The 24,396-nt window shown below is 49.3% G+C and carries 22 protein-coding genes; 16 read left to right on the top strand and 6 right to left on the bottom strand.

The window, feature by feature from the left end:
* Nucleotides 1-59 precede the first annotated feature (59 nt).
* From uppS to cmoB, 4 genes are all read left to right on the top strand, one after another.
* Complete coding sequence (uppS, locus tag ACY2RR_RS14220; protein WP_490108816.1) at nt 60-869, top strand: polyprenyl diphosphate synthase; 810 nt, start codon at nt 60-62, stop codon at nt 867-869.
* 12 nt (nt 870-881) lie between these two features.
* The gene (locus ACY2RR_RS14215) at nt 882-1,697 is read left to right on the top strand and encodes a phosphatidate cytidylyltransferase (protein WP_490108815.1); all 816 of its coding nucleotides are present in this window, start codon (nt 882-884) and stop codon (nt 1,695-1,697) included.
* A gap of 103 nt (nt 1,698-1,800) precedes the next feature.
* On the top strand, nt 1,801-2,526 hold the full coding sequence (cmoA, locus tag ACY2RR_RS14210; RefSeq protein WP_490108814.1) for a carboxy-S-adenosyl-L-methionine synthase CmoA: 726 nt from the start codon (nt 1,801-1,803) through the stop codon (nt 2,524-2,526).
* 24 nt (nt 2,527-2,550) lie between these two features.
* Nucleotides 2,551-3,534: a tRNA 5-methoxyuridine(34)/uridine 5-oxyacetic acid(34) synthase CmoB gene (gene cmoB / locus ACY2RR_RS14205; RefSeq protein ID WP_490108813.1), complete on the top strand. Its 984-nt coding sequence runs from the start codon at nt 2,551-2,553 to the stop codon at nt 3,532-3,534.
* Between the two features lie 61 nt (nt 3,535-3,595).
* Here the strand turns inward: cmoB and ACY2RR_RS14200 are convergent, their stop codons facing one another.
* Nucleotides 3,596-4,387, bottom strand: a complete 792-nt coding sequence (locus ACY2RR_RS14200; protein WP_490108812.1) for a methyltransferase — start codon at nt 4,385-4,387, stop codon at nt 3,596-3,598.
* Nucleotides 4,388-4,630: 243 nt separating this feature from the next.
* Between ACY2RR_RS14200 and ACY2RR_RS14195 the strand changes: the two genes are divergently transcribed.
* Complete coding sequence (locus tag ACY2RR_RS14195; RefSeq protein WP_490108811.1) at nt 4,631-5,383, top strand: glycerophosphodiester phosphodiesterase family protein; 753 nt, start codon at nt 4,631-4,633, stop codon at nt 5,381-5,383.
* 2 nt (nt 5,384-5,385) lie between these two features.
* Here ACY2RR_RS14195 and ACY2RR_RS14190 read toward each other — a convergent pair whose 3' ends face one another.
* Together ACY2RR_RS14190 and ACY2RR_RS14185 are read right to left on the bottom strand one after the other, a co-directional pair.
* A complete protein-coding gene (locus ACY2RR_RS14190; RefSeq protein ID WP_490108810.1) occupies nt 5,386-6,270 on the bottom strand; it encodes an HlyD family secretion protein in 885 nt (294 codons plus the stop codon).
* A gap of 33 nt (nt 6,271-6,303) precedes the next feature.
* The gene (locus ACY2RR_RS14185; RefSeq protein WP_490108809.1) at nt 6,304-7,230 is read right to left on the bottom strand and encodes an FUSC family protein; all 927 of its coding nucleotides are present in this window, start codon (nt 7,228-7,230) and stop codon (nt 6,304-6,306) included.
* Between the two features lie 339 nt (nt 7,231-7,569).
* On the opposite strand from ACY2RR_RS14185, the gene rseP reads away from it, so the two are divergent.
* From rseP to dnaE, 9 genes are all read left to right on the top strand, one after another.
* Entirely contained in the window at nt 7,570-8,931 is a 1,362-nt protein-coding gene (rseP, locus tag ACY2RR_RS14180) for a sigma E protease regulator RseP (RefSeq protein WP_490108808.1), read from the top strand.
* Nucleotides 8,932-8,975: 44 nt separating this feature from the next.
* Nucleotides 8,976-11,309 carry an outer membrane protein assembly factor BamA gene (gene bamA, locus ACY2RR_RS14175; RefSeq protein WP_490108807.1) on the top strand — a complete coding sequence of 778 codons (2,334 nt, stop codon included), beginning with the start codon at nt 8,976-8,978 and terminating at the stop codon, nt 11,307-11,309.
* Between the two features lie 177 nt (nt 11,310-11,486).
* Nucleotides 11,487-11,993, top strand: coding sequence for an OmpH/Skp family outer membrane protein (locus tag ACY2RR_RS14170; RefSeq protein ID WP_490108806.1), 507 nt, complete (start codon nt 11,487-11,489; stop codon nt 11,991-11,993).
* A 15-nt stretch (nt 11,994-12,008) separates the two neighbouring features.
* Nucleotides 12,009-13,040, top strand: coding sequence for a UDP-3-O-(3-hydroxymyristoyl)glucosamine N-acyltransferase (gene lpxD / locus ACY2RR_RS14165; RefSeq protein WP_490109021.1), 1,032 nt, complete (start codon nt 12,009-12,011; stop codon nt 13,038-13,040).
* Between the two features lie 92 nt (nt 13,041-13,132).
* A complete protein-coding gene (fabZ, locus tag ACY2RR_RS14160) occupies nt 13,133-13,576 on the top strand; it encodes a 3-hydroxyacyl-ACP dehydratase FabZ (protein WP_490108805.1) in 444 nt (147 codons plus the stop codon).
* Between the two features lie 2 nt (nt 13,577-13,578).
* Entirely contained in the window at nt 13,579-14,349 is a 771-nt protein-coding gene (gene lpxA, locus ACY2RR_RS14155; protein WP_490108804.1) for an acyl-ACP--UDP-N-acetylglucosamine O-acyltransferase, read from the top strand.
* 33 nt (nt 14,350-14,382) lie between these two features.
* Nucleotides 14,383-15,615 carry a lipid-A-disaccharide synthase gene (gene lpxB, locus ACY2RR_RS14150; protein WP_490108803.1) on the top strand — a complete coding sequence of 411 codons (1,233 nt, stop codon included), beginning with the start codon at nt 14,383-14,385 and terminating at the stop codon, nt 15,613-15,615.
* Nucleotides 15,608-16,225, top strand: coding sequence for a ribonuclease HII (rnhB, locus tag ACY2RR_RS14145; RefSeq protein ID WP_490108802.1), 618 nt, complete (start codon nt 15,608-15,610; stop codon nt 16,223-16,225). The genes lpxB and rnhB overlap by 8 nt, the downstream gene beginning before the upstream one ends.
* A gap of 98 nt (nt 16,226-16,323) precedes the next feature.
* On the top strand, nt 16,324-19,836 hold the full coding sequence (dnaE, locus tag ACY2RR_RS14140) for a DNA polymerase III subunit alpha (protein WP_490108801.1): 3,513 nt from the start codon (nt 16,324-16,326) through the stop codon (nt 19,834-19,836).
* Between the two features lie 14 nt (nt 19,837-19,850).
* On the opposite strand, the gene ACY2RR_RS14135 is transcribed toward dnaE, so the two are convergent.
* On the bottom strand, nt 19,851-20,696 hold the full coding sequence (locus ACY2RR_RS14135) for a tetratricopeptide repeat protein (RefSeq protein ID WP_490108800.1): 846 nt from the start codon (nt 20,694-20,696) through the stop codon (nt 19,851-19,853).
* Between the two features lie 435 nt (nt 20,697-21,131).
* On the opposite strand from ACY2RR_RS14135, the gene ACY2RR_RS14130 reads away from it, so the two are divergent.
* Both ACY2RR_RS14130 and sbcB read left to right on the top strand, forming a co-directional pair.
* On the top strand, nt 21,132-21,497 hold the full coding sequence (locus ACY2RR_RS14130) for a hypothetical protein (RefSeq protein WP_490108799.1): 366 nt from the start codon (nt 21,132-21,134) through the stop codon (nt 21,495-21,497).
* A 56-nt stretch (nt 21,498-21,553) separates the two neighbouring features.
* Nucleotides 21,554-23,011 carry an exodeoxyribonuclease I gene (gene sbcB / locus ACY2RR_RS14125; protein WP_490108798.1) on the top strand — a complete coding sequence of 486 codons (1,458 nt, stop codon included), beginning with the start codon at nt 21,554-21,556 and terminating at the stop codon, nt 23,009-23,011.
* 9 nt (nt 23,012-23,020) lie between these two features.
* On the opposite strand, the gene ACY2RR_RS14120 is transcribed toward sbcB, so the two are convergent.
* Together ACY2RR_RS14120 and ACY2RR_RS14115 are read right to left on the bottom strand one after the other, a co-directional pair.
* Entirely contained in the window at nt 23,021-23,386 is a 366-nt protein-coding gene (locus ACY2RR_RS14120; protein WP_490108797.1) for a response regulator, read from the bottom strand.
* Between the two features lie 257 nt (nt 23,387-23,643).
* Nucleotides 23,644-24,285, bottom strand: coding sequence for a response regulator transcription factor (locus ACY2RR_RS14115; protein ID WP_281645574.1), 642 nt, complete (start codon nt 24,283-24,285; stop codon nt 23,644-23,646).
* Nucleotides 24,286-24,396 lie beyond the last annotated feature (111 nt).

Genomic DNA, 24,396 nt, shown 5'->3' with positions numbered 1-24,396 from the left:
CCGGGTAAGCTAGAACTGGTTTGCCCGGTATCGGCACATGTTAGTGACGTGTAGATAATATGACCCAAGCATCTGCTGGCGATAAGTCCGGCGACATGAAACAGGTTATTGGCGTTCAGGAGGGAAGCGAAAACCTTCCGGATGTGGTTCCGCGCCATGTGGCCATTATTATGGATGGCAATAACCGCTGGGCAAAAAAAAATGGGAAGCGGGGGCTTAGTGGTCACCGTGCAGGTGTTGAAGCTGTACGACAGGTTGTTGAGGCCTGTGGTGAGTATGGTGTAGAGGTTCTGACCCTGTTTGCCTTCTCCAGTGAAAACTGGAACCGTCCACGGGATGAAGTCCGTGGCTTAATGGAATTGTTTCTTCACGCTCTCAAGCGGGAAGTGAAACGCTTGCGACGCCATAAAATTCGCTTGAAAGTGATTGGCGACATCAGCCAGTTCAGCTCCACTATCCAGAATCATATTCGCCAGGCTGAAATTCAGACGGCCGAAGATTACAAAGTGACTCTGGTTATAGCTGCAAGTTATGGCGGACAATGGGATATTGTTGAGTCGGCCCGTAAACTGGCTACTCAGGTTCAGCGGGGTGCCCTTGCTCCTGAAGATATCTCTCCCGAACTTATTGAAAAGAATCTCTCTACCGGTGAAATTCCTTCTCCGGATCTTCTTATCCGAACCAGTGGTGAACACCGCATTAGTAATTTCCTGTTGTGGCAGTGTGCTTACTCGGAGTTCTACTTTACGGATGTTCTCTGGCCTGATTTTACTCAGGATGAATTCCGCCGTGCTTTGCTGAGCTATAGCCAGCGTCAGCGTCGGTTTGGGAAAACCAGTGAGCAGATAGAAGCTGAGGCGGTGGTTTAACACGGAATTACTATGTTAAAACAAAGAATTATTACTGGCCTGGCACTTTTGCCTATTGCTTTAGGTGGAGTGTTTTTGCTTCCCACGCAATGGTTTGCGATTTTTATCGGTGCTGTTATTACTCTGGGCGCCTGGGAGTGGGCTAACCTTTCTGGCTTTTCTGCCCAGTGGCAGCGCATTCTCTATGCGCTATTAACCGGCTCGGCGCTGATTGGTTTTTACAGTATGCCAGCCAGCTTCCTTCTGGGGGCAGGGTTGGTGTGGTGGTTAACAGCATTGATGCTGGTGATCAGTTACCCGGATTCCAGCTCAGCCTGGAAGATGCGTGTTATTCGCTTGATTATTGGCTGGGTAGTATTGATTCCAGCCTGGCGCGGCCTTGTATTCCTGAAAGGGCAGGGTGTTCCAGAATTTGAGCAGCAGGGCAACGCTTTGATTCTTTATGTGTTCGTTCTGGTGTGGGGTGCTGATGTTGGTGCCTACTTCTCTGGTAAAGCCTTTGGTAAAAGAAAACTGGCTCCTCACCTGAGTCCTGGGAAAACCTGGGAAGGTGTTATGGGCGGTATGCTTCTGATTACTCTGGTTGCCCTTGGGGTGAGCTGGTACCGTGAACTGGATATGTTCCAGACCTTGGCGTTGCTTGCGGTAACCTGGGCAGTTGGCCTGGTATCTGTGCTGGGGGACCTTCTTGAAAGTATGTTCAAGCGTGAGCGTGGCATTAAAGACAGCAGCCAGCTATTGCCAGGCCATGGAGGCATCCTTGACCGTATCGACAGCCTGACAGCGGCTGTCCCTGTATTTTCCGTTTTCTGGCTGTTGGCCAGCTAAACAAGCCCCCACAGGCTGCAGTTTTCTGCAGCCTGTGGTTCTGGTGCTTATCCTGTCTTCGTGTTTCACTTTTTCCAGTTAAAAGAATTCCAGACTGCCTGATATGAACAGCAGAGATCGTGTATTTGCCGAGCAGCAACAGAGCGTGGCTGCATTTAAGTTTGATGAGGCTGTGGCCCGGGTTTTCCCAGATATGATTCAGCGCTCGGTGCCAGGCTACAGCATGGTGGTTTCCATGATTGGCCTGATTGCTGGGCGCTACGCTCGAAAGGGTACGCGGTTATACGATCTAGGCAGTTCTCTGGGGGCTACTGCTATAGCCATGCGTCATGGTACTGCCTGTGACGACTGCCGGATTGTGGCCGTTGATAACTCTGAGGCTATGACCAATCGCTGTGAAAAAATTATTCGGGATGATGATGGGGAAACACCTGTTGAAGTGATTTGCGGAGATGTTCGGGATATCGCCATTGAGAATGCATCCATGGCGGCTCTTAACTTCACTCTACAGTTTATTCCCGTTGAGGATCGGCTGCCGTTGCTGAAGAATATTCGTGATGGGTTGAATCCCGGAGGCGTGCTGGTTCTTTCCGAAAAACTCGCTTTCCCTGATCAGCATCAGACTATCCTTGATACCCTGTATTACGACTACAAGCGCGCCAATGGTTATTCGGAACTGGAGATCAGCCAGAAGCGTACCGCGCTGGAAAATGTGCTGGTGCCGGAATCTCTGTCTGATCATAAAGAACGACTTCTGGAAGCTGGCTTTGCGCATGTGGTTCCCTGGTATCAGGGCTTTAACTTCTGTTCTCTTCTGGCTGTGCGATAAACGGCTATGGGTATAGACAATAGTATGATTGCCGCTCTTTACGACGACCTGTTTCAAGCCATGCTTGGCACACGCCTTGAGCCTTGGCTGGATACTCTGCGAGATCAACTTCATGAGGTTCTGGTTAACACGCCCCATGGTGACATGTTGCGCTGGCAAGGGGCTCTGGATGGGCTGCCGACGTTAACTGTTGATCAGATCGACCTGAATCGCAATGCTATTACCGTTCACTCTGATGAGGCTGTTTCTACAGATGCTAGAGAAGCTCTGCATGCTGCTCTAAAGGGGTTGTGTCCCTGGCGCAAAGGTCCATTCGATCTCTTTGGTGAATACATTGATACCGAGTGGCGCTCTGACTGGAAATGGGATCGCTTGCAGGAATTTATCGCTCCACTGGCTGGGCGGCAGGTGCTGGATGTTGGCTGTGGTTCTGGTTATCACATGTGGCGCATGCTGGGCGAGGGTGCTGAACGGGTGATTGGCGTTGATCCGTCACGTTTGTTTCTGATGCAGTTTGAAGCGGTTAAAAAGTATGTAGGCCGTGAAAAGCCGGTGCATCTTCTGCCGCTGAAGATGGAGGAGGTTCCGCCAAAGCTGAAGGCCTTTGATACAGTATTTTCCATGGGGGTACTTTATCACCGTAAATCTCCCATTGAGCATTTGCAGGAGCTTCATGGTGCCCTTCGCGCCGGTGGTGAGCTTGTTCTCGAAACGCTGGTGATTGATGGTGTTCTGGGGGAGGTTCTGATGCCGGAGGATCGCTATGCCATGATGCGTAATGTCTGGTTCCTGCCAAGCCCTGATACTTTATTGCTGTGGTTGCGTCGTGCAGGGTTCCGTAATGCCCGGGTTGTGGATATGAATCGCACGACAACGGATGAGCAGCGGTCAACTGAGTGGATGGGTTTCAACTCTCTTAAAGACTTCCTCGACCCGGAAGACCCTCGCAAAACTGTAGAAGGTCTTCCTGCGCCCCTGAGGGTAGTAATTGTCGCTGAAGCGTGCTAGATCTGTGTAGGTTGGGTTAGCCACGAAGTGGCGTAACCCAACACCCCTGTTTTTTTAAGCGTTAAAGAGGCTTTTGGCAAAGGTAATGAATATATCTTGCCATATTCATGTACGGTTCCTGCCTGCCATAAATACTCTCCGCTTCCAGAATATCTTCGAATGAACTGCGTTTTAGGTCGTGGGGGCGCATATTGTCGTAAATACTGCGAATACCTGTTCGGGCTTTAATCTCCATTCCTTCTCTTTGCAGCCAGCTTTCAACATCTTCTGGGTTTTGTGGATTGTCTGGTGTCAGGGTTTTTCCATTGCCTTTTAGGCGAGCACCGGGGTTGTTGGTATAAACAAAGTTTCCCATCATCAGGTGGCGCCAGATTAGAGCTCTCTTGTTGTAAAACAGTACCGAAAACCAGCCGCCGGGTTTGACTGTTTTGGCAAGAATGCTCAGCACCTGTTCAGGGTGTTCCAACCATTCGATCACAGCATGAAACAACACAAGGTCACCGGGTTCGTTAACCTTCTCCGGAAGGTTCTGGATTGGCGTGTGGTGAATGGTCGGGTTTGTGTTTGGACTTAAATCCTGAAAGTTAATTTCAGCACGATTCAGCATCTCGCGGGAGATATCGCAGAGTGTCACTTTGTGGTTTGTCTCTTTTGTCAGCTCTGCAACAAATAAGCCGGTGCCGCCGCCAGCGTCTATAAGATGTTTGGAATCGTTACTGGTATCAGCAAGCCAGGGAATATTTTTCTCAAGATCTTCTCGTATAAGAGACGTGCGAATGCGGCCTTTGTCTGTACCGTAAATCTGCCGCTCAAAGCGTTCTGCCAGAGTGTCAAAGTTTCTGTCTGCGGACACCTGTCAGCTCCTGTCGTTCAAAAAAGTGCAAAGCCTCATTTTACTTTGATCCTTGCGTAGATTTCATAAAGTCGACATAAATACTACATAAACAGCTAGTAAGTTTATGAATTCCAAGAATAACAACACAGGTTCATAACAATGAAAGTGCTTATAAAAACAATATTTCTTCTCCCTTTTGTATTGGCTTTTACATCTGTAAACGCGCAGACGACCTCCTTTGATTGCCCGTGCCCGCATAATATGGCTCATCGCGGAGCGTCTGGGTTGTTTCCTCAGGCGACTACGGTAGCTTTTGATGAAGCGTTGAGTCGGGGCGCCGATATTCTGGAAATGGATGTTCAGGTCACTTCCGATAATCAGTTGGTTGTTCACCATGATGAAACGGCTGAAGCAACGGCGGGTGTGAAGAAGAAAATCTCGGATATGACTTTGGCTGAAGTTAAACAGTTGGATGCCGGTTATGCATTTACACTGGATGGCGGGAGCAGTTATCCGTGGCGAAATGCCGGGTTGCAGTTTTTAACTCTTGCAGATGTTGCTCAGCGCTATCCTGATCAGCGCCTGAATGTCGAGATGAAGCCAGATAACAAACTGGTGGCGCAGCTTATGGCAAGTGAGATTGCGCGCTTGCAGATTGAAGATCGTATTGTTGTTGCCAGTAGCAAGAAAAAGCCCATGAAAGAGTTTCGTCATCTGACTGAAGGGCAGATTCCAACCAGTTCTTATACCGGTGAAGTGGCTAAAGCTATGTTTGCATGGTTTTTTGGAGCAGGGAAAACAATCAAGCCTGAGTACCGGGCTATCCAGATGCCTATGGCTATTGCTTCAGAGCCATTTATTGAATTCTTCCAGGGTAAGGGCGTGAAAGTGCATGTCTGGACCGTGAATGAGCGCAAGGATATCGAGCGGATGCTGGATATGGGCGCTGACGGCATTATTGGCGACTACCCTCTGCTTATAGAGCAGATTCTGGTCGAAAAAGGTTTGCGATAGAGCTAGTAAATGAATTGCAGATAAGTGCGCAAATACTGGATGGTCTTTGCTATTGCCCGTGTCAGGTGATTATCTGCAGTAATTATAGTTACGATGGTGGTGGTGCCGTTATGCAGAGAGCAGGTATCTGGTAATTCTGTTCGGTCAAATTCTATGCGAATTGGAAAGCGTTGTGCCAGCCGTATCCAGTTGCTTGTCCTCTCGATATGGGCAAGCCCGCTGGGGCCGGTATCTCCACTGTCTACTCCTCTGGCTATGGTTGCAACTCGCCCATTAATGATTGTGCCAGGGCATGAATTAAGGCTGACCAGAGCGTCCTGGCCGGGTGCTATACGCATTAAATTATTCTCTTTGATATTGGCATAGATCCACCAGTTGGTGTTGTCTATCAGGCTGAGTATGCGCTGCCCTGGTTTTGCGTACTGTCCAGGGCGGGCTTCAAGATTTGTTACGTAGCCGTCGATTGGGGCGAGTGTAAGTACATGCTTTTTCTGGTAGCGGGCTTCGGCTAATTTTCGGGCGCTGAGGTAGAGAGATTGACTGGCCTGAAGTAGTTCATCTCTGCTGATGTTTTTTTTATAAAAAAGAGTATTGAGCTCCTGGTAGTGAGACAGTGCGACTTGGTATTCCTGGGTTGTTTGGGTGAGGTTGATAGATATGGGTTCAGGGTCAATACCAAACAGTAGTTCTCCCCTCTGTACTTTCTGGTTGTCTTCTACGGTGACCTTGGTGAGATTGCCTGCGATAAGGCTGGATATGGGAATGGTGTAGGCCTGCAGTGTGGCGAAGTCAGTGTTGGGTGTATAGCGATTGGTCGTCAGGATAAAAGCGGTTGCCAGAGTGATTCCGGTAACAATAAAGGCTGCATAGCGCTGTGGTATTGTCATGACCGTTAACGTCTTTCTCCAGTAGTTGTGGTTTTAATCCGGTACCGGGTGAGCGTATTTCTTAGTTTTGGAGGTGGACGGAATAGGGAATAGCATGAGAATGGTAACTGCTACGCTAAAACCCTCAAACAGGCCGATAATGCGCTCAGACATAATGAGCTGATTCATGTTTGTTTCGGTGTTATAAGACAATACAAGTGTAAGGGCGACACCCGCCTGTAAGGCTCCATAGCTAATACGTTCGCTGCCAAGGCTTAGGTAGTGCGCTGCATATATGGCTGAGCAATAATAAATGATAAGTAGGGTTGGACTTGTCACTTTCGTAAGCAGGAATGTTATTGCAATAGCTATGGCAGACCCTGCTAACAATCCGACAAGTCGCTGGCCAATTCTTTGGGCAACCATCTCGGGGCTGGGCTGTATGGCTGTTACCGCAGCGGCAATCATAGCCTGAAATCCTCCCTTCCAATCAAGCTGTATAGAAAGCTGAATTGTCAAAAGTAGAATCACCGTAATTCTTGCAGCTTTGTAGAGCTCAAGTGACGCCAGGTGTTGGATTGGATAGTTGTTCTTAGATGCTTTGGCTGGTAGCCCGGTCTTCTTGGAGGGTATGAGGGAATAAATCAGCCAGAGAATGATTGAGCCAAGGATTATTAGTAAAGTCCAGTGAATGCCAAAGGTCAGAGATTTATGGGGAGCAGTAAAAGCCATCTGGTAAATTGCTGACAAAGTTATCATTGCCATAAGTGGTGCGTAGTGTATGCGGGCACTTGTATGAAGCCAGGCGAAGAAGAGGATTCCACTTCCAGATAACAGGGTGAAAATGACCGGTTCTTCAAAGGAGAGGAAAAGAAGCCCCAGTACTGTGCCGGCAGTAGCTCCTGCCAGTCGTTTCAGTGTCATCGTGTTTATATCGAAGGGAAAGACTGCGGGGATAACTGTAATGACCAGCAAGGCCATAAACCCTTCGTCAATTTGAAAGTTCAGGATGATAAGCAGGCAAACCGCTGCCGTTATAGCAACCTTCAGGGATTCGTGGCTTCGCCATGCGTTGTATGGCTTCTCGCTGGAAAGGTTTTTTGTGTTTTCCCTTATTTCTGGGGGCACTGCTGGTGTGAAGTTTGACACGTTGGTGAGAGGCTCTTATGCGCAGTGGTGTTCTGGTGGGGGGAGAGTATAGGCAGGAGATTGGAAAATATTCCTAATCTGGTTTGCCAGTTCTGCGTTCTCTGTGCGAGCATTAACAATTATTATTTGTTTTTCTGACTCGCTGGTCGATACCGAAGAGATTTCCTCTGCATGGATTCAATCCAGACAATTATTGCTTTTATTCTTACACTGGGAATACTTGTGAGTATTCACGAGTATGGCCATTTCTGGGTTGCCCGCCGTTGTGGTATCAAAGTTATACGCTTCAGTGTGGGGTTTGGTCGCCCGTTGTTCCGCTGGCGTGATAAGCAGGGCACTGAATATGTGATCGCCATGATCCCCCTTGGCGGTTATGTAAAAATGCTGGATGAGCGGGAAGATCCGGTTCCCGAGCATGAACGGCACATGTCATTTAACAGTAAGCCTGTTTTGGCTCGTATTGCCGTTGTTGCCGCTGGCCCGATTGCAAATTTTTTGCTGGCGATTGTCGCGCTCTGGGTTATGTATATGGTCGGAGTAAGAGCTGTTATTCCGATTGTTGGCGATGTTTTGCCGGGATCTCCTGCCGAAAAGGCTGGCCTGGTTACTGACTCAGAAATTACCGCTGTAGATGGCCGTGCAACCAGTAGCTGGAATGATGTCAACATGGCTTTGTTGCAGTCTATTGGGGAAACCAAAACCATTTCTCTTGAAGTTCACCCTTTCTCTTCTCCAGCCTCTACTCCGGAAATAAAAGATGTTGCGGTAAAAAACTGGTTGGTGGGCGATGAGCAGCCAAGCCCGGTTCGTGGGCTGGGCATCGTGCCCTGGTCTCCTGATGTTCCTGCCGTTATTGGTCAGATAGTACCTGACTTTGCTGCCGAGCGTGCTGGCTTGCAGAAAGGGGACAAGGTTATTGCAATGAGCGGGGTTACAGTTAACAACTGGGAAGACTGGGTGAGTGAGATTCGCAGCAATCCGGGAAAACCTCTTGATGTGACAGTGGAAAGAAACGGTCAGCGTATTACTATTGATCTGATTCCCGGGGAAAAATCATTAGCCGATGGCACAAAAATTGGTTACATTGGTGCAGGATCAAGCCCGTTTACGTGGCCTGAAGATCACATTCGGGAGATTCGCTTTGGTCCGGTTGCTGCACTGGGGGTAGCTGCCGAAGAAACAGCATCGTTATCATTCTTAATGGTGGACTCGCTCCGCAAGATGATAACGGGGTTGGTGTCAGTCAGTAACCTGAGTGGGCCAATCACTATTGCTCGTGCTGCTGGGGCTTCCATTAAATCAGGCTTTGAAAGCTTTCTTGGTTTTCTTGCCATGTTAAGTGTAAGTCTTGGTGTTATAAATTTGCTGCCGGTGCCGGTACTCGACGGTGGTCATCTTCTGTATCATTTTGTAGAACTGATCAGAGGGAAGCCTTTGTCGGAGAAGGCGCAGATGTTCGGCATGCGAATTGGCCTGGCGCTGATACTCGGTGTTATGTTTGTTGCCATTTTTAACGACCTGAGTCGACTGTGACCCTTCCGGGGGATAAGAGACCATTATCTGGAAGAACGGATTCCATGAAGCGATTATTACTGCCGCTCGTCGCCGGAAGCATGCTCGCCGGACAGGCCAGTGCTTTTGTAGTAAACGATATCCGTCTTGACGGCCTGCAGAGGGTGTCTGCGGGTACCGTATTTAATATTTTGCCTATAGCCATTGGTGACGATGTCGACAGCCAGTCTATTGCAGATTCTGCAAAGGCCCTGTTCCGCACCGGTTACTTTCAGGATATCCAGCTGGGCCGTGATGGCGATGTGCTGGTTGTCACCATGGTAGAGAGACCCTCGATTAACAAGATCGAGATCGAAGGCAACAAGGCGATTAAATCAGAAGACCTTCTCAACGGGCTGAAGCAGTCTGGCTTGGCAGAAGGCGAAATTTTCCAGCAAGCTACACTGGAAGCTATTCGGATGGAGCTGGAGCGACAGTATGTTGCCCAGGGGCGTTATGGCGCTCGCATTGAAGCCGAAGTAAAACCACTTCCCCGGAACCGGGTGGCGATCACCATTAAGGTTCGGGAAGGTAAGGTTTCAACCATCAAAGATGTCAACATTGTCGGTGCCAGTGTTTTTGAAACTCAGGACCTTGTTGACCTGTTCGAGCTGAAAACATCTAACTGGTTGTCCTGGTATTCCAGTGACGACAAGTACTCCCGGGAAAAGCTTTCCGGTGATATTGAGAGGCTGCGCTCCTACTATCTTGACCGCGGTTATATCAACTTCAATATCGTCTCTACCCAAGTTTCCATCACCCCTGACAAAGAAGGTGTTTACATTACTGTAAACATTGATGAAGGGGAGAAGTATACGGTTAATGACGTGAAACTCGCCGGTGACCTCGCGGTTGAACGCAGCGAAGTAGAAGTACTGTTGCTGGTCAAGCCGGAACAGACCTTCTCACGTCAATTAATGACGACAACGGAAGAGCTAATTAGTCGCAGACTCGGTAACGAAGGTTATACCTTTGCGAACGTGGCGGGCATTCCTACTCCGAATCATGAAGATAACACTGTAGATATCACTTTTTTCGTTGAGCCGGGTCGCAGAGCTTATGTGCGTCGGATTAATTTCAGCGGTAACCTGAAAACTGAAGATGAAGTGCTGCGCCGTGAAATGCGCCAGATGGAAGGTGCGTCTGCGAATACCGCTAAGATTGACCAGTCCAAGGCTCGTCTAGGTCGTCTGGGATATTTCAAGCAGGTTGACGTAGAAACTACGCCAGTACCTGGTACCAGTGATCTGGTGGATGTGAACTACACCGTTGAAGAGCAGCCTTCTGGTTCTATTACCGCCAGTCTTGGTTTTTCCCAGTCTGATGGTCTGATCATTGGTGGTTCAATCAGTCAGGATAACTTCCTCGGTTCTGGTAACCGGGTGTCCTTGTCTGCAAACACCAGTGATACCCGTAAACTGTACAGTTTCTCATTCAATGATCCGTACTTCACTGTTGATGGTGTGAGCCGTGGCTACAGCCTCTACTACAGTGAAACGAATTATGATGATGACAGCGATGTAACCAATTACAACGTTGACACCATGGGTGCTGATGTGACGTTTGGTTACCCAATCTCTGAAATCACCAGTGTTCGGTTTGGTGCGGGTGTTGAGAATAATCAACTGAAGGAAGGTTCTGATCCCGCTGTTGAGGTAAAAGAATTCCTCAGACGGGAAGGTGATACCTTTAATAACTTCAAGGCCAATCTCGGTTTGTACCAGTCCACATTGAATAATGGCCTTCTGCCAACCCGAGGCTGGTCGCAGAGTGTTTCTGCAGATGTGACGGTGCCTGGTAGTGACCTGACATTCTATAAGCTGAACTACCGTGGCCAGTACTTCAGACCTCTGACTAAGAATCTGACCCTGCGCCTGGCGACTCGTTTGGGCTATGGTGGCGCCTACGGCAGTACTTCAGAGCTGCCGTTCTTTGAAAACTTCTATGGTGGTGGCTTCGGTTCTATCAGGGGTTACAAAGACAACACGCTGGGTCCAAGAACCCGTCAGACTGATGGGGATTACGATCCAATCGGTGGTAACGTGATTGTCGAAAACTCGGTTGAAGTATTGTTCCCGCTGCCCTTTATCAAAGACCAGCGCCAGTTGAGAACGTCTGTGTTCTTTGATGTTGGTAACGTGTTTGATACTGACTGTAGTAACAGCAAGACCTCTACCGGCCAGGATAATGTGAAGAACTGTTACAAGCCGTCTTTCACCGATATGCGTTACAGTGTGGGTGTTGGCTTAACGTGGATTACTCCAATGGGGCCGCTGACCTTCAGTCTGGCGAGAGCCCTGAAGGAAGAGGATGAGGATGAATCCCAAGTGTTCCAGTTCTCTCTGGGCACTCCATTCTAAACACCTGATTCCGTTATCGGATGTTCGAGAGGGTGTTTAAGGATGACATAGCAGGGGTAAGGCGTTAGCCTTGCCCCTGTTGTTTATCAAAGTTACGTACAAAAGATGCCCGGGCGGTAAAAGTCCGCGGTAATGGTAAAATGGAGTATCCATAGAGTGAATGCAGGAGTAAAAGGCTTGCGTAGTCTGAAATATATCGCCATGGCTGTTGTTCTGGCTGCCCCTCTGGCTCAAGCTGGTGGCATTGCAGTTGTGAATTCCCAAAAAGCCCTTCTTGAATCCAGCCCGGCCAAGGCTTATGCCAAGGTTTCCGAAGAAAAGTTCAGCACTCAGGTAAAAAACCTGCAGAAAGTGGAAGCGGACTACCGTGAAATGGCTTCCAAGCTTGAGCGTGATGGCGCAACCATGAGCGAAGCTGAGCGTTCCAAGGTGCAGCTGGAACTGCGTCGTAAGCAGGAAGATTTCCAGTATCAGGCGCGTTCCTTGCAGCAGGAAAAAGCCCAGGCTGATCAGGCTGAACTGGACCGTATTCGCCCTAAGCTGGAGCAGGCTATCTCCGCTGTTGCTGAAGCTGGCGGCTATGACGTAATTGTTGAAGAAGCCACTGTGCGCTATTCCAAGCCTGGTCTGGATATCACCAGCAAGGTTATCGAAAAGCTGAACGCCCTGGCCAAGGCCAAGTAACAGAAGCGAATAGTGATGAAGTCTGTAAAGCAGTACTCGCTGGCGGAGCTGGCCGAATTTTTACAGGTTGAGGTGAAGGGGGATGCCAGCTGCGTTGTCAGTGGTATCTCTACACTTCAGGACTCAGTTCCCGGCACCTTATCTTTTCTTGCCAATCCTGCTTATGAAAAGTACCTGGCAGGAACCAAGGCGGCAGCTGTGTTGTTGTCTCCTGAAATAGCCGAAGGCTTTGCTGGCAATGCTCTTGTGATGAAAAACCCTTACCTTGGCTTTGCCAGAGTCAGCCGTCTGTTTGAGCGGGGTGATGGTGAGCAGGTGGGTGTTCATGCAACTGCATTTGTGGATAAAACAGCTGAGGTTGCCGAGACTGCTTGGATTGGTCCGGGTGCAGTGATTGAATCTGGCGTGCGTGTAGATGCTGGTGCTCGAATCTTGGCCAACACTGTTGTTGGTAGTGACTGCATCATTGGTGAGGATACGATTCTCAAGGCCAATGTTACCCTTTGTCACGGAGTAACTGTTGGTAAGAGGGTTATAATCCATAACGGCGCAGTAATTGGCTCCGATGGTTTTGGCTTCGCTAATGAAGGTGGCAACTGGGTGAAAATAGCCCAGCTTGGTGGTGTTGTGATTGGTGATGATGTTGAAATCGGCGCCAATACCACAATTGATCGTGGGGCACTGGATAACACCATTATTCACGATGGGGTCAAGCTGGATAACCTGATCCAGATTGCCCATAACGTAGAAATTGGCCGAAACACTGCTATTGCTGGCTGCACAGGCATCTCTGGCAGCACCAAGATTGGTAGCGGTTGTACCATTGCCGGTGGTGTTGGTATTGCAGGCCATCTGAACATTGCTGATGGTGTGCATGTGGCCGGAATGGCGATGATCAGTAAGTCCATTACTGAACCTGGCACTGTTTGGTCATCGGGTAGTGTTGGCACTATGCCGGTAAATGATTGGCGACGAAATACGGTACGTTTCCGCCAGCTGGACGAAATGGCTAAGCGAATTCGCGCTCTTGAAAAGAAAGCCGAATAACCTTTCTTTCGTCCTTCTGCTAAAACAAAGCCGGCTTAAGTCGGCTTTGTTTTATGTGGAATATGGGAAAAGTCTGTGAGGGAGGAGATTTTATGATCATGGGAATTGAAGAAATTCAGGAATTGCTGCCCCAGCGTTACCCATTTTTACTTGTTGACAGGGTGGTTGGCGTTGACCTAGAGAAGAGCACCATTGACTGTTACAAGAATGTGACCGCCAATGAGAATTTTTTTGATGGCCATTTCCCCGGACATCCCATTATGCCGGGTGTACTTATTGTTGAGGCCATGGCGCAGGCGGCAGGGTTGCTGGGTTTTAAAATGGCGAACAAGCAGCCTGGCGAAAATTCGGTTTACTACTTTGCTGCTGCGGATAATGTGCGGTTTAAAAAGACTGTCGTACCAGGAGATAAGTTACAATTAACGGCAGAATTTCTGGCAGAGAAAAGAGGAATATGGAAATTTTCCTGTCAGGCACTTGTTGATGGTAGAATAGCCAGTTCTGCTGTTATTACTTGTGCGAAAAAGGAAATCTGACCTTGATCGACTCCCGTGCCGTTATCCACCCATCCGCGCGGTTGGCCGATGATGTAGAGGTAGGACCGTTCACCACTATTGGCCCAGATGTAGAAATCGGGCCTGGTACGAAGATCCACTCCCATGTCGTCATCAAAGGGCCAACGACCATTGGCCGGAACAACACCATCTACCAGTTTTCCTCGGTAGGTGAAGATTGCCAGGATAAAAAATTCCATGGAGAAGCAACTCGCCTTGAAATAGGTGACAACAATATTATTCGCGAGGGTTGTACCCTCCATCGTGGAACCGTGCAGGACAACAGCCTGACCAAAGTTGGCAGCAATAACCTGCTGATGGCTTACGTTCATGTGGCCCACGATTGCATAGTTGGCGATAACTGTATTCTTGCCAATAACACGGCTCTGGCTGGCCACGTTATTGTTGATGACAACGTTATTCTTGGTGGTTTCACTACCGTTCATCAGTTCTGCCGAATCGGGCAGGGCAGTATGACTGCGGCCCAAACCGGCCTTTTCAAAGACCTTCCTGCCTATGTTATGGCCAGTGGCAATCCTGCTGCTCCTCACGGTATGAACTTTGAAGGTATGCGTCGCCGTGGTTGGAATGATGAAACTATTCGTACTCTGCGTCATGCCTACAAGGCTATCTATCGCCAGAACCTGAAGCTGAGTCAGGCGCTTGAAGTTCTGCAAGGCATGGTTGATAAGGCTCCTGAAATCAGAATTCTGATTGATAGCCTGGAATCATCAACCCGTGGAATTGTGCGTTGATTCTTGCCTCAAAGGTTCTAACCAAAAGCTTTTATGCCGAAAGACTGTATGCCTGAAGCGCCTGTTAATGTAACTGCACCCCGAACGTTCGCTATTGTGGCCGGAGAGGCTTCCGGCGATATTCTTGGTGCGGGATTGATTAAGGCGCTCAAGCAGCGCTGCCCTGATGCCCGATTTGTCGGTATTGGTGGCCCTTTGATGATTGCCGAAGGCTTTAAAAGCCTTTATCCGATGGATCGGCTGTCGGTTATGGGGTTGGTAGAAGTGCTTGGTCGTTTGAAAGAGCTGCTGGGGATTCGAAGAAACCTTCGGGAAAACTTTATCGCCAATCCTCCGGCGGTGTTTATTGGTATTGATGCTCCCGATTTTAACCTGCCCCTCGAGCGTAAGCTTCGTGATGCCGGTATTGCTACCGTTCACTATGTAAGCCCTTCTATCTGGGCCTGGCGGCAGAAGCGGGTTTTGAAAATCCGTGAATCTGTTGACCATATGTTGTGTCTGCTGCCTTTTGAAACAGAGGTATATGACAAGCACGGTGTACCAGCTACTTTTATCGGACATCCACTGGCTGATCAGATTCCTCTGGAAGAGGACGATGCTGAAGCCCGTAAAGTGCTGGGCTATAGCTCTGATGAGATCCTTGTCGGGGTTTTGCCTGGTAGTCGCTCTGGTGAAGTGAAAAGGCTTGCGCCACTGTTTCTGGAAACCATCAAGCTAATGCTGGCTACCCGGCCGGAGCTGAAGTTTGTGATCCCCTGTGCCAGTACACAACGTAGGTCGCAAATTGAAGGTTTTCTGGAGGAACAGGGAGGTAAACTTCCCGTTAAGCTGGTTGATGGCAAATCCCATGAGGTGATGTCGGCAGCGAATGTGTTGCTGATGGCATCGGGCACAGCTGCGCTAGAAGGTTTGCTGCATAAAAAGCCGATGGTGATCAGTTACCGGGTTAATGCCCTGACTTTTGCCATTATGAAACGACTGGTCACTGTTGAGCATGTATCTCTTCCCAATCTGTTAGCTGGACGGGAAATTATTCCTGAACTGCTGCAGGATGATGCCACTCCGGAAGCTTTGGCTAGCGCCACGCTTAAGTGGATTGAGGATAAAGAGAAGTGTCGTAGCCTGATCGCAGAATACCACCGCATTCACAATACACTGAAGCAGGATGCTAGCAGCCGTGCAGCTGATGCTGTTATGGATGTTGTTGATAAACTCTCTTCTTCTGTTCAGAAAACCAGCGAGCCGGAGACAACTGTTCATGAGTGAATGGGTTCAGACTGGGCTTGAGTTTTGTCAGGACTCAGGACCGGAAGACATTATTGCAGGGGTGGATGAAGTGGGCCGTGGTCCGCTGTGCGGAGCAGTGGTCACTGCAGCTGTAATACTTGACCCTGAACGTCCGATAGCCGGTTTGAATGACTCAAAAAAGCTCAGTGAAAAAAAGCGTGATGTGCTTTTTGATGAAATTCGGGAGAAAGCCCTTTCCTGGGCTGTTGGGCGTTGTGAGGTCGAAGAGATTGATCGGCTGAATATTCTTCAGGCTACTATGGTTGCCATGCAGCGTGCGGTGGCCGGTCTTTCTGTTAAACCTACCCTGGTTTTGGTTGATGGTAACCGTACTCCTGACTTTGGCTGCCCTGCCCGTGCCGAGGTAAAAGGTGATGGTCGCATAGCGGAAATTTCTGCTGCTTCCATTATCGCAAAAGTGGTACGCGACCGGGAAATGGTTGAACTGGACAAGCGGTATCCTGGTTATGGGATTGCGGGTCATAAAGGTTACCCCACCAAAGCCCATATGGAAGCACTGAAAACCCTCGGTGTTACCCCAATCCATCGTCGTTCTTTCAAGCCTGTGCGTGAGTGTCTGGAACCCTGATCCAGACACTGCGCTAGCTTCCTCTCTTTCTCCCATACGCAAAAACAATCTCTGCTGGTATGATTGACCGATTACCTGTTAATCATCTCGAGACCTCAATGTCAGCCCACCCTTCCCAGTTTGTTCACCTGCGTGTCCACAGTGAATTTTCACTGATCGACAGCCTTGTGCGCATAAAGCCTCTGATTAAAACCGTGGCCGATATGGGAATGCCAGCCATAGCCATGACCGACCAGGCAAATATGTGTTCACTGGTTCGTTTCTATCAGGGAGCACAGGGTAGTGGTATCAAGCCGCTGTGTGGTTGTGATGTCTGGGTTGAGAATGTTGTTCCGGAAGAACCACCAACCCAGCTGGTTCTGCTGTGCATGAATACTGAGGGTTATAAAAACCTGTTGGAGCTGGTATCAGAAGGCTTTCAGAAAAACCAGCATCAGGGGAAATCCGTTCTCAAGCGTGGGTGGATTCTGGAGCGCAACCAGGGTTTGATCGCACTGTCTGGTGGGCGGCGCGGCGAAATTGGTCAGGCTCTTTTGGGGAGCCATCCTGAGCAGGCTAACGATTTAATGGAGCAGTGGTTACAGGCCTTTGGTGATCGCTTCTATTTAGAGCTTCAGCGTACAGAACGCCCGGGTGAAGAAGAATACCTCCATGCGGCTGTCGATCTGGCAATTCGCATGGATGTGCCGGTGGTGGCCACCAATGATGTAATGTTCCTGTCTCGAGAGGACTTTGAAGCTCACGAGGCGCGGGTCTGTATTGGTGAGAGTCGCACGCTGGACGATCCCCGTCGTCCAAAAAATTATTCCGACCAGCAATACCTGAAAACAGCCGATGAAATGCACGAATTGTTTTCAGATATTCCTGAAGCTATTGCCAATACCATAGAAATTGCTCGCCGATGCAGTGCTGATGTACCACTGGGTACCTACTATCTGCCGGACTTCCCTGTACCAGAAGGGAAAACCATGGATCAGTATTTCCGTGAATTTTCCGCTGAAGGTCTGGAAGAACGCCTCAAATTTATTCTCGACCCTAATGCAGGCGATTATGAAGAGCGCCGCAAGGTTTATTACGACCGCTTGAACTTTGAGCTGGATATTATCTTGCAGATGGGATTCCCTGGTTACTTCCTGATCGTGATGGACTTTATCCAGTGGGGTAAGGATAACGGCGTTCCGGTAGGGCCGGGTCGTGGTTCCGGTGCTGGATCTCTTGTGGCTTATGCCCAGAAGATTACTGACCTTGATCCGTTGCAGTATGATCTGCTGTTCGAGCGATTCCTGAATCCAGAGCGGGTATCCATGCCCGATTTTGACGTCGACTTCTGTATGGATGGCCGGGATAGGGTTATCGATTATGTGGCCGAAACTTACGGCCGTAATGCGGTTTCCCAGATTATTACCTTCGGTACCATGGCGGCCAAGGGTGTTGTAAAAGACGTTGCTCGTGTACAGGGCAAGTCTTACGGCATGGCTGACAAGCTTTCCAAGCTGATTCCTTTCGAAGTGGGCATGACACTTAACAAGGCTTTTGATCAGGAAGAAAGCCTGCGGGAATTTCTTGAGAATGATGAAGATGCCCGGGAAGTCTGGGATATGGCTCTCAAGCTTGAGGGTATAACTCGAAACGTTGGTAAGCACGCTGGTGGTGTGGTTATCGCGCCAACCAAGCTGACGGATTTCGCACCGTTGTACTGTGACGAAAGCGGACAGGGGTTGGTGACCCAATATGATAAGAACGATGTAGAAACTGCGGGTCTGGTGAAGTTTGACTTCCTGGGGCTGAGAACCCTGACCATTATCGATTGGGCTCTGAAAATGATTAACCCACGTCTTGCGCGTGAGGGGAAAGAGCCGGTCGATATTATGCAGATCGACCTGGAAGACCCGGTTTCCTATGATCTGCTGAAGGCTGCAGAAACAACTGCTGTTTTCCAGCTGGAATCCCGTGGTATGAAAGACCTGATCAAGCGTCTTCAGCCCGACTGTTTCGAAGATATTATCGCCCTTGTGGCACTGTTCCGCCCCGGCCCATTGCAGTCCGGCATGGTGGATAACTTTATTAACCGGAAGCATGGTCGGGAAAAGATTTCCTATCCCGATGTGCAGTGGCAGCATGAATGGCTGCAACCGATTCTGGAACCTACCTACGGCATTATCCTGTATCAGGAGCAGGTTATGCAGATTGCCCAGGTTCTGGCTGGTTACACGCTTGGTGGAGCGGATATGCTGCGCCGGGCTATGGGTAAGAAAAAGCCTGAGGAGATGGCCAAGCAGCGGGCCGGATTTGAAGCGGGGGCTGTTGCGCAAGGTATTGATGGCGAGCTGGCCATGAAGATCTTTGACCTGGTGGAGAAGTTCGCCGGTTATGGTTTTAACAAATCACACTCTGCTGCCTATGCTCTGGTCTCCTATCAAACCCTATGGCTGAAGAAACACTTCCCGGCTGAATTTATGGCGGCGGTTATGTCGTCGGATATGCAGAACACCGATAAGGTGGTGACCTTTATCGAAGAGTGTCGGAATATGAAACTGGAGGTTCTGCCTCCGGATGTGAACAGTGGTGATTATCTCTTCGATGTAAACCGTGATGGTCATATCGTTTACGGACTTGGTGCCATCAAAGGTGTTGGTGAAGGTCCGATTGAAGCGATTGTTGCAGCCCGGAAAGATAGTGGGAAATTTAAAGACCTGTTTGATTTCTGCCAGCGAATAGACAGCAAGAAAGTGAATAAACGTTGTCTTGAAGCTCTGATTCGTTCCGGTGCCTTTGACAATCTTGGGCCTTGTCCGGAGCTTAAGAATCTCAATATAAATCGGGCGATTCTCGACTCTTCCATGGAAGAGGCGGTAAAGGCTGCGGACCAGTCAGCTCGCAGCGCGGCGGGTGGTCTTGGCGATCTGTTTGGCGGCCTCGCACCTGCTGAAGACGAAAATGCCTATGAAAAATATATGGGCGCTCGTGAGTGGCCGGATAAAGAACGGCTGCGTGGTGAGAAAGATACTCTTGGCCTTTACCTGACCGGACACCCGATTGATGAATACGAAAAAGAGATTCGTCACTTCGTCCGTAACCGGGTCTGTGATCTCCAACCGTCCCGAGACAATATCAATATTGCCGGTTTGATCGTCAACATGCGGGTTATGAAAAACAAGCGTGGTGACAAGATGGGTTTCCTGACTCTGGATGATCGCAGTGGCCGGATTGAGGTTTCCGTCTTCTCCGATACTTTTGCCAAGCATCAACACCTGTTGGTGAAAGATACTTTGGTGGTTGTGGAGGGAGAGGTCAGCTTTGATGATTACTCCGGTTCTATTAAAGCAAATGCTCGCAAAGTCATGAGTTTGGTTGAAGCTCGCAGTCAGTATGTGAAAGAGCTGGAAGTGGGGATGGATGAGGCGGACTGCTCCGGCAATTTTGTCGCTTCATTGCAGAAGCTGTTGTCCGACCATGCTGGCGGTACTCCAGTGGTTATTCAGTTTGAAAAAGATGATGCCAAAGGGCGGATTCAGCTGGGTGATGACTGGGGCATAAGCCCGGGTGATGAGCTGGTGCAGTTACTTCGGGATCGTTATGGAAAAGAGCGGGTCAAGGTACTGTACTCCTGACCCGCTTCAAACCATTAACTATTGGTCAGGCTGTTTCTGGCACGGTTTAACAGATCATTCAGGTGCTTCTCGGCACCGCTGTGATAGCGGGATTCCGGGAACTCCTGGGTGATCTGGCGCAGAAGAAGCAGGGCAGTGTGACGATCGTTACCGCTGACTTCTTTCTGGTTCAGCAAAATAAGCGCTTTCTGGTAGAGAGCGGCAGCGCGAAAATCATCAGGCATGGCCGCTTCGTTATAAACAATGGTGTAAAGTTCCAGAGCATCAGGAATTCGCTTTTTAACAACAGCTCGGCGAGATAGTGGATTCATATCCTGATCCAGCTTTTCATATTCCTTTCTTAGGTCGACAGCAGTCCTTTCCCACTCTTGGAGTTTTTCAGCTGGTGTCATCTTAATTGGGTTGTTCTGAAGGGCTTTTACCTTCTCAATCTGCGGGCGGGCAAAGTCAGCACCCCGACTGTTGGGGAATTCCTCGACAATGCGGTTCAGGTAACTCAGAGACTTCTCGTAATCCCTGTCAACGTTATAACTGCTTTTGTAGATCATGGCGATTTGATGGAGGGTCAGAGCCTTGATGTTGTCGCTGAAGCCGGGGGTGTTATAACCCTGAAGATAAAACTGTTCCGCCTCACTGGACTTTCCCTTGGCAACAGCCCGAACTGACAGGGTCAGCATATCGCCTTCTTCATCGATAATGGCATCAATCAGCTTGCCTTTCAGATCTTCGTGGCGGGCAAATTCCCTTGTGCTCAGTTCGGCAACATAAACTGGAGTCGTTGCCGCGCAGGCTGTCAGAAATACGCTGAAAAGGAGGGTAAGAGTTAGGCCGGTTTTACCGGTCTTCTGGTCTGCTGGCATGCTCGCTCCATGGGCTGGATGTTGTTATTTGTCGGGATGATAACATCTTGCCGCACAGTTTTTTTGGGTGCATTGACCGCCGAGTCATGATTATGAGCAAATGATTTTTCTGGAATGAATAAAGCCCTTTCTTATTCCCGTTTCTGATTGCTTTTTTCTTACTGGAATTAGATCCCGTTTATCTAGATAAAACAGTTTTAAATCCCCCCTTTGGCGCTGCTCTAGTATTCAGTGTGAAGTATCCGTAGTCCCCCGCTTCCCGCGGGATGTTCGATAGTCCCGGGAAGTGTTAAGGGGTGGTGTGACCGACGGAATAATCGTCTTTTCAGTATGCGTTAGTGCGGAAAGGCCGGTTTCTGACGATGTTTCCAGATTCCAGAATGAAGATAAATCTGGTGGCGCAAATTGTCCGAATGCAGCAGGGATGTTTCGGTGATGTCAAAAAAAGCGTTCACGCAGGCTCCATTGCCTTTTCATGGTGACAGCCTTAGTAGCTACTTAAAGGTGTACAACCGGCGTACAGGCAGGGAGTTGGGTTATCTTGGTAATATCAGCACCAATGGACTGATGCTGATTACCCGCTGGCGCATGCAGTGTGAAGCAGAGTTTAATATGCGTGTTGTATTACCTGAGCCTTTGCTTGGTAAAAAGTATGTGGATTTTGATGCCCGCTGCCAGTGGTGTCGCCCGGATATTGATGCTGAAAGTTTCGACTCCGGCTATGTCGTTTTAACCAGCACAGTGAATTACGACCTGCTGATTTCTGCTCTTCAACACTACTTCTCTTTCTCTGACGATTAACGGACTCCTGATGGGGTGATAAGCTGTGGCAGTTATCTCCCTTATGGAATCCCGCTGTGGCGCAATCTTTTTATTTCTACGATTTTGAAACCTTCGGAACCGATCCTGCCCGGGACTGGCCCTGCCAGTTCGCTGGTATTCGCACAGATGGTGATTTTCGTGAAATTGGTGAGCCCCTCAATATCTATTGTCGCCTTCCGGACGACCAGCTGCCACACCCCGAAGCTTGTCTGGTGACTGGCATCACCCCTGATGAGGCCAATGAGAAGGGCGTTTGTGAAGCGGCTTTTATTTCCAGAATTAACCAGGAGTTCTCCGTTCCCAATACCTGTGTACTGGGTTACAACACCATTCGTTTCGATGATGAGGTGACCCGCCACAGCCTCTATCGAAACTTTCAGGACCCTTATGCCAGAGAGTGGAAAAATGGTTGTTCCCGCTGGGACTTGATTGATGTAATCAGGTTGTGTGCAGCTCTAAGGCCGGACGGTATCAACTGGCCAAGGCGGGAGGATGGAACCCATAGCTTTAAGCTGGAAGAGTTAACCAAAGCAAACGGTATTGCCCATGAGGGGGCTCACGATGCATTGTCCGATGTGCGGGCAACCATTGCCATGGCCAGGCTGGTGCGGGAAGTGCAGCCACAGCTTTTTGATTTTGTGTTGAATAACCGTTTGAAGCATCAAGTGGGAAAACAACTGGATATTATCTCGCTTCGGCCAAAGCCTGTGGTGCATATTTCCGGGAAGTATCCGGCTGCTAAGTATTGCTTGGCGATGGTGGCTCCTCTGGGTGGTCATCCGACAATGAAAAATGAAGTGATTGTTTATGACCTGTCTGTTGATCCCACACCGTTATTGGAGCTTTCTGCTGAACATATTCGGCACCGAATGTTTACTCCCACAAAGGTTTTGCAGGAAGAAGGGGTTGAGCGTATACCGGTAAAAACTATTCGTTTAAATCGCAGCCCTATTGTTGTGCCATGGAAGACGGCGCGGGATGAGGATTGTGAGCGTATCGGCTTGGATCGGTCACTGTGTATGAAGCACTACGATATGCTGTTTGCGGATAGTAAGGCTGTTAAAGCGCTGCGGTTGAAGATGGAAGAAGTTTTCAGTGGTAATGATCGTGAGGAAAGTGATGACCCCGACTTGATGTTGTATAGCGGCGGTTTCTTTTCCAATGAAGACCGGAACCTGATGGCTCAGGTTTTGAACACCCCCCCCGCTGAATTAGCAGGTTTAAATCTTCCTTTTGCTGATGATCGGCTTGAAGAAATGTTGTTTCGCTATCGGGCTAGAAACTGGCCAGAGTCTCTTAATGGCCAGGAAAAAGCTGACTGGCAGGCGTTCAGAAAGCAGCGCCTTGAGCAGGGAGAAGTACTGAATTTTCAGGTCTACTTTGAACGGCTTGATGCATTGCTGTCAGAAGAGGCCAGTTCTGACAAGCGAGAGGTCTTGATGAATCTCTATAGCTATGGGAAGTGTTTGGCTGATAGTTTGGCTGTTGCCTGACTCTGTGGGTCAGGCACTCAGGTGTGCTATGTGTTCCGCCAGACGGCCTTTGACTGCAGGCTTTTCAATATAATCGATGGCACCCGCCTGAATTGATGCCACGGCACCATTCAAATCATGTTGAGAGCCAAGAATGATCACAGGCACACCTTCACGGGTGATGTGTGAAACGCGTTCGAAAATCGGCTTCTGGCTTAGCGTGTTAGATGCAATAAGATAGCTTGGGGAGCGGCTTGTTAAACTGCCCTCCATATCTTCCCAGGATGAAAAGCAGCGCAGTGTCAGCTGATCCTTCTCGCAAAGGGATATGATGTCGCTGGTAATGGCTTGGTCATTCTCCACAAGGAAAACGCATGGCTCTTGTGCGTTGCTCATAATGAGATCCTGATTAATTAACTTCGGTGCAAGGTATTACAAACAAGGAACCTCTTTTGGTTTGAATGTTCCTTCATTCCGGTATCACCGACAGGTTAATCATAGGGGGCTGTGGGGTTTGAGGACTATCGTTGTTTTTACCCAGCACTGTGCGCAAAGCCGCTAGACTTTGTCCGAGTGTTATGGTGGCAGGAGCTTTTAGGGGAGGGTACCGGTACTGCTTGTGGCAGTACCGGAGGGTAGAGCCGGGATGAGACTTACTTGAAGCGGAAATCTTCTTTCAGGTGATCTTTCACCTGCATAACCTGACGAACCAGGTGAGCCAGAGATTTGGTGCCCATCTTTTCCATTACGCGGGAGCGATGGATTTCAACGGTGCGTTGGCTCAGGTTGATGTCGGCAGCGATAACCTTGTTGGCCTTGCCTTCAACAACGTGATGAAGAACTTCGCGCTCACGTTCAGTCAGGGTAGACAGGCGACGCAGGATTTCTTTGTGCTCAAGCAGCTCGGCGCGCTGTTGAGTGTCCAATTTCAGTGCGTCATTAATGAGATCCAGCAGCTCCTGATCACGGAAAGGCTTCTGGATAAAGTTCATGGCACCATCTTTGATCGCCTGAACAGCCATTGGCACGTCACCGTGACCAGTGATGAAGATGATTGGCAGAATGCAGTGCATGTCATTGAGCTTGCTCTGCAGTTCCAGGCCGCTCATGCCGGGCATTCTGATGTCGAGTACGATGCAGCCGGGTCTGTTCTCGTCGTAGGCCTCGAGGAAATCGGCTGGGGAGCCAAAGACTTCCACTTTCTGACCCACGGAATTCATCAGCATTCTAAGAGAGTCTCTAACTGCTTCATCATCGTCAATGATAAATACAGTGGGTTCCTGTTGTTGTTGCATGATGGCTCCGGTACTGCTAACAGAGATGTAGCAATGAATTGTCAATCCGGGATGGTTCAAACCGGCTACAGACGACAGTTCTTGCGGGTTAGGCAAAGCCTGTACGGGCGA

The sequence above is a fragment of the Parendozoicomonas sp. 2304DJ65-17 genome, from assembly GCF_058148445.1.
This window is presented reverse-complemented; position numbering and strand designations above follow the sequence as displayed.

Excerpts from the sequence above, each read along its gene's own strand:
- uppS (WP_490108816.1), top strand. The coding sequence starts at position 60 with ATGACCCAAGCATCTGCTGGCGATAAGTCCGGCGACATGAAACAGGTT.
- ACY2RR_RS14215 (WP_490108815.1), top strand. The coding sequence starts at position 882 with ATGTTAAAACAAAGAATTATTACTGGCCTGGCACTTTTGCCTATTGCT.
- cmoA (WP_490108814.1), top strand. The coding sequence starts at position 1,801 with ATGAACAGCAGAGATCGTGTATTTGCCGAGCAGCAACAGAGCGTGGCT.
- cmoB (WP_490108813.1), top strand. The coding sequence starts at position 2,551 with ATGATTGCCGCTCTTTACGACGACCTGTTTCAAGCCATGCTTGGCACA.
- ACY2RR_RS14195 (WP_490108811.1), top strand. The coding sequence starts at position 4,631 with ATGGCTCATCGCGGAGCGTCTGGGTTGTTTCCTCAGGCGACTACGGTA.
- ACY2RR_RS14190 (WP_490108810.1), bottom strand. The coding sequence starts at position 6,270 with ATGACAATACCACAGCGCTATGCAGCCTTTATTGTTACCGGAATCACT.
- ACY2RR_RS14185 (WP_490108809.1), bottom strand. The coding sequence starts at position 7,230 with ATGGCCTTGCTGGTCATTACAGTTATCCCCGCAGTCTTTCCCTTCGAT.
- rseP (WP_490108808.1), top strand. The coding sequence starts at position 7,570 with ATGGATTCAATCCAGACAATTATTGCTTTTATTCTTACACTGGGAATA.
- bamA (WP_490108807.1), top strand. The coding sequence starts at position 8,976 with ATGAAGCGATTATTACTGCCGCTCGTCGCCGGAAGCATGCTCGCCGGA.
- lpxD (WP_490109021.1), top strand. The coding sequence starts at position 12,009 with ATGAAGTCTGTAAAGCAGTACTCGCTGGCGGAGCTGGCCGAATTTTTA.
- fabZ (WP_490108805.1), top strand. The coding sequence starts at position 13,133 with ATGATCATGGGAATTGAAGAAATTCAGGAATTGCTGCCCCAGCGTTAC.
- lpxB (WP_490108803.1), top strand. The coding sequence starts at position 14,383 with ATGCCGAAAGACTGTATGCCTGAAGCGCCTGTTAATGTAACTGCACCC.
- rnhB (WP_490108802.1), top strand. The coding sequence starts at position 15,608 with ATGAGTGAATGGGTTCAGACTGGGCTTGAGTTTTGTCAGGACTCAGGA.
- dnaE (WP_490108801.1), top strand. The coding sequence starts at position 16,324 with ATGTCAGCCCACCCTTCCCAGTTTGTTCACCTGCGTGTCCACAGTGAA.
- ACY2RR_RS14135 (WP_490108800.1), bottom strand. The coding sequence starts at position 20,696 with ATGCCAGCAGACCAGAAGACCGGTAAAACCGGCCTAACTCTTACCCTC.
- ACY2RR_RS14130 (WP_490108799.1), top strand. The coding sequence starts at position 21,132 with ATGTCAAAAAAAGCGTTCACGCAGGCTCCATTGCCTTTTCATGGTGAC.
- ACY2RR_RS14120 (WP_490108797.1), bottom strand. The coding sequence starts at position 23,386 with ATGAGCAACGCACAAGAGCCATGCGTTTTCCTTGTGGAGAATGACCAA.
- ACY2RR_RS14115 (WP_281645574.1), bottom strand. The coding sequence starts at position 24,285 with ATGCAACAACAACAGGAACCCACTGTATTTATCATTGACGATGATGAA.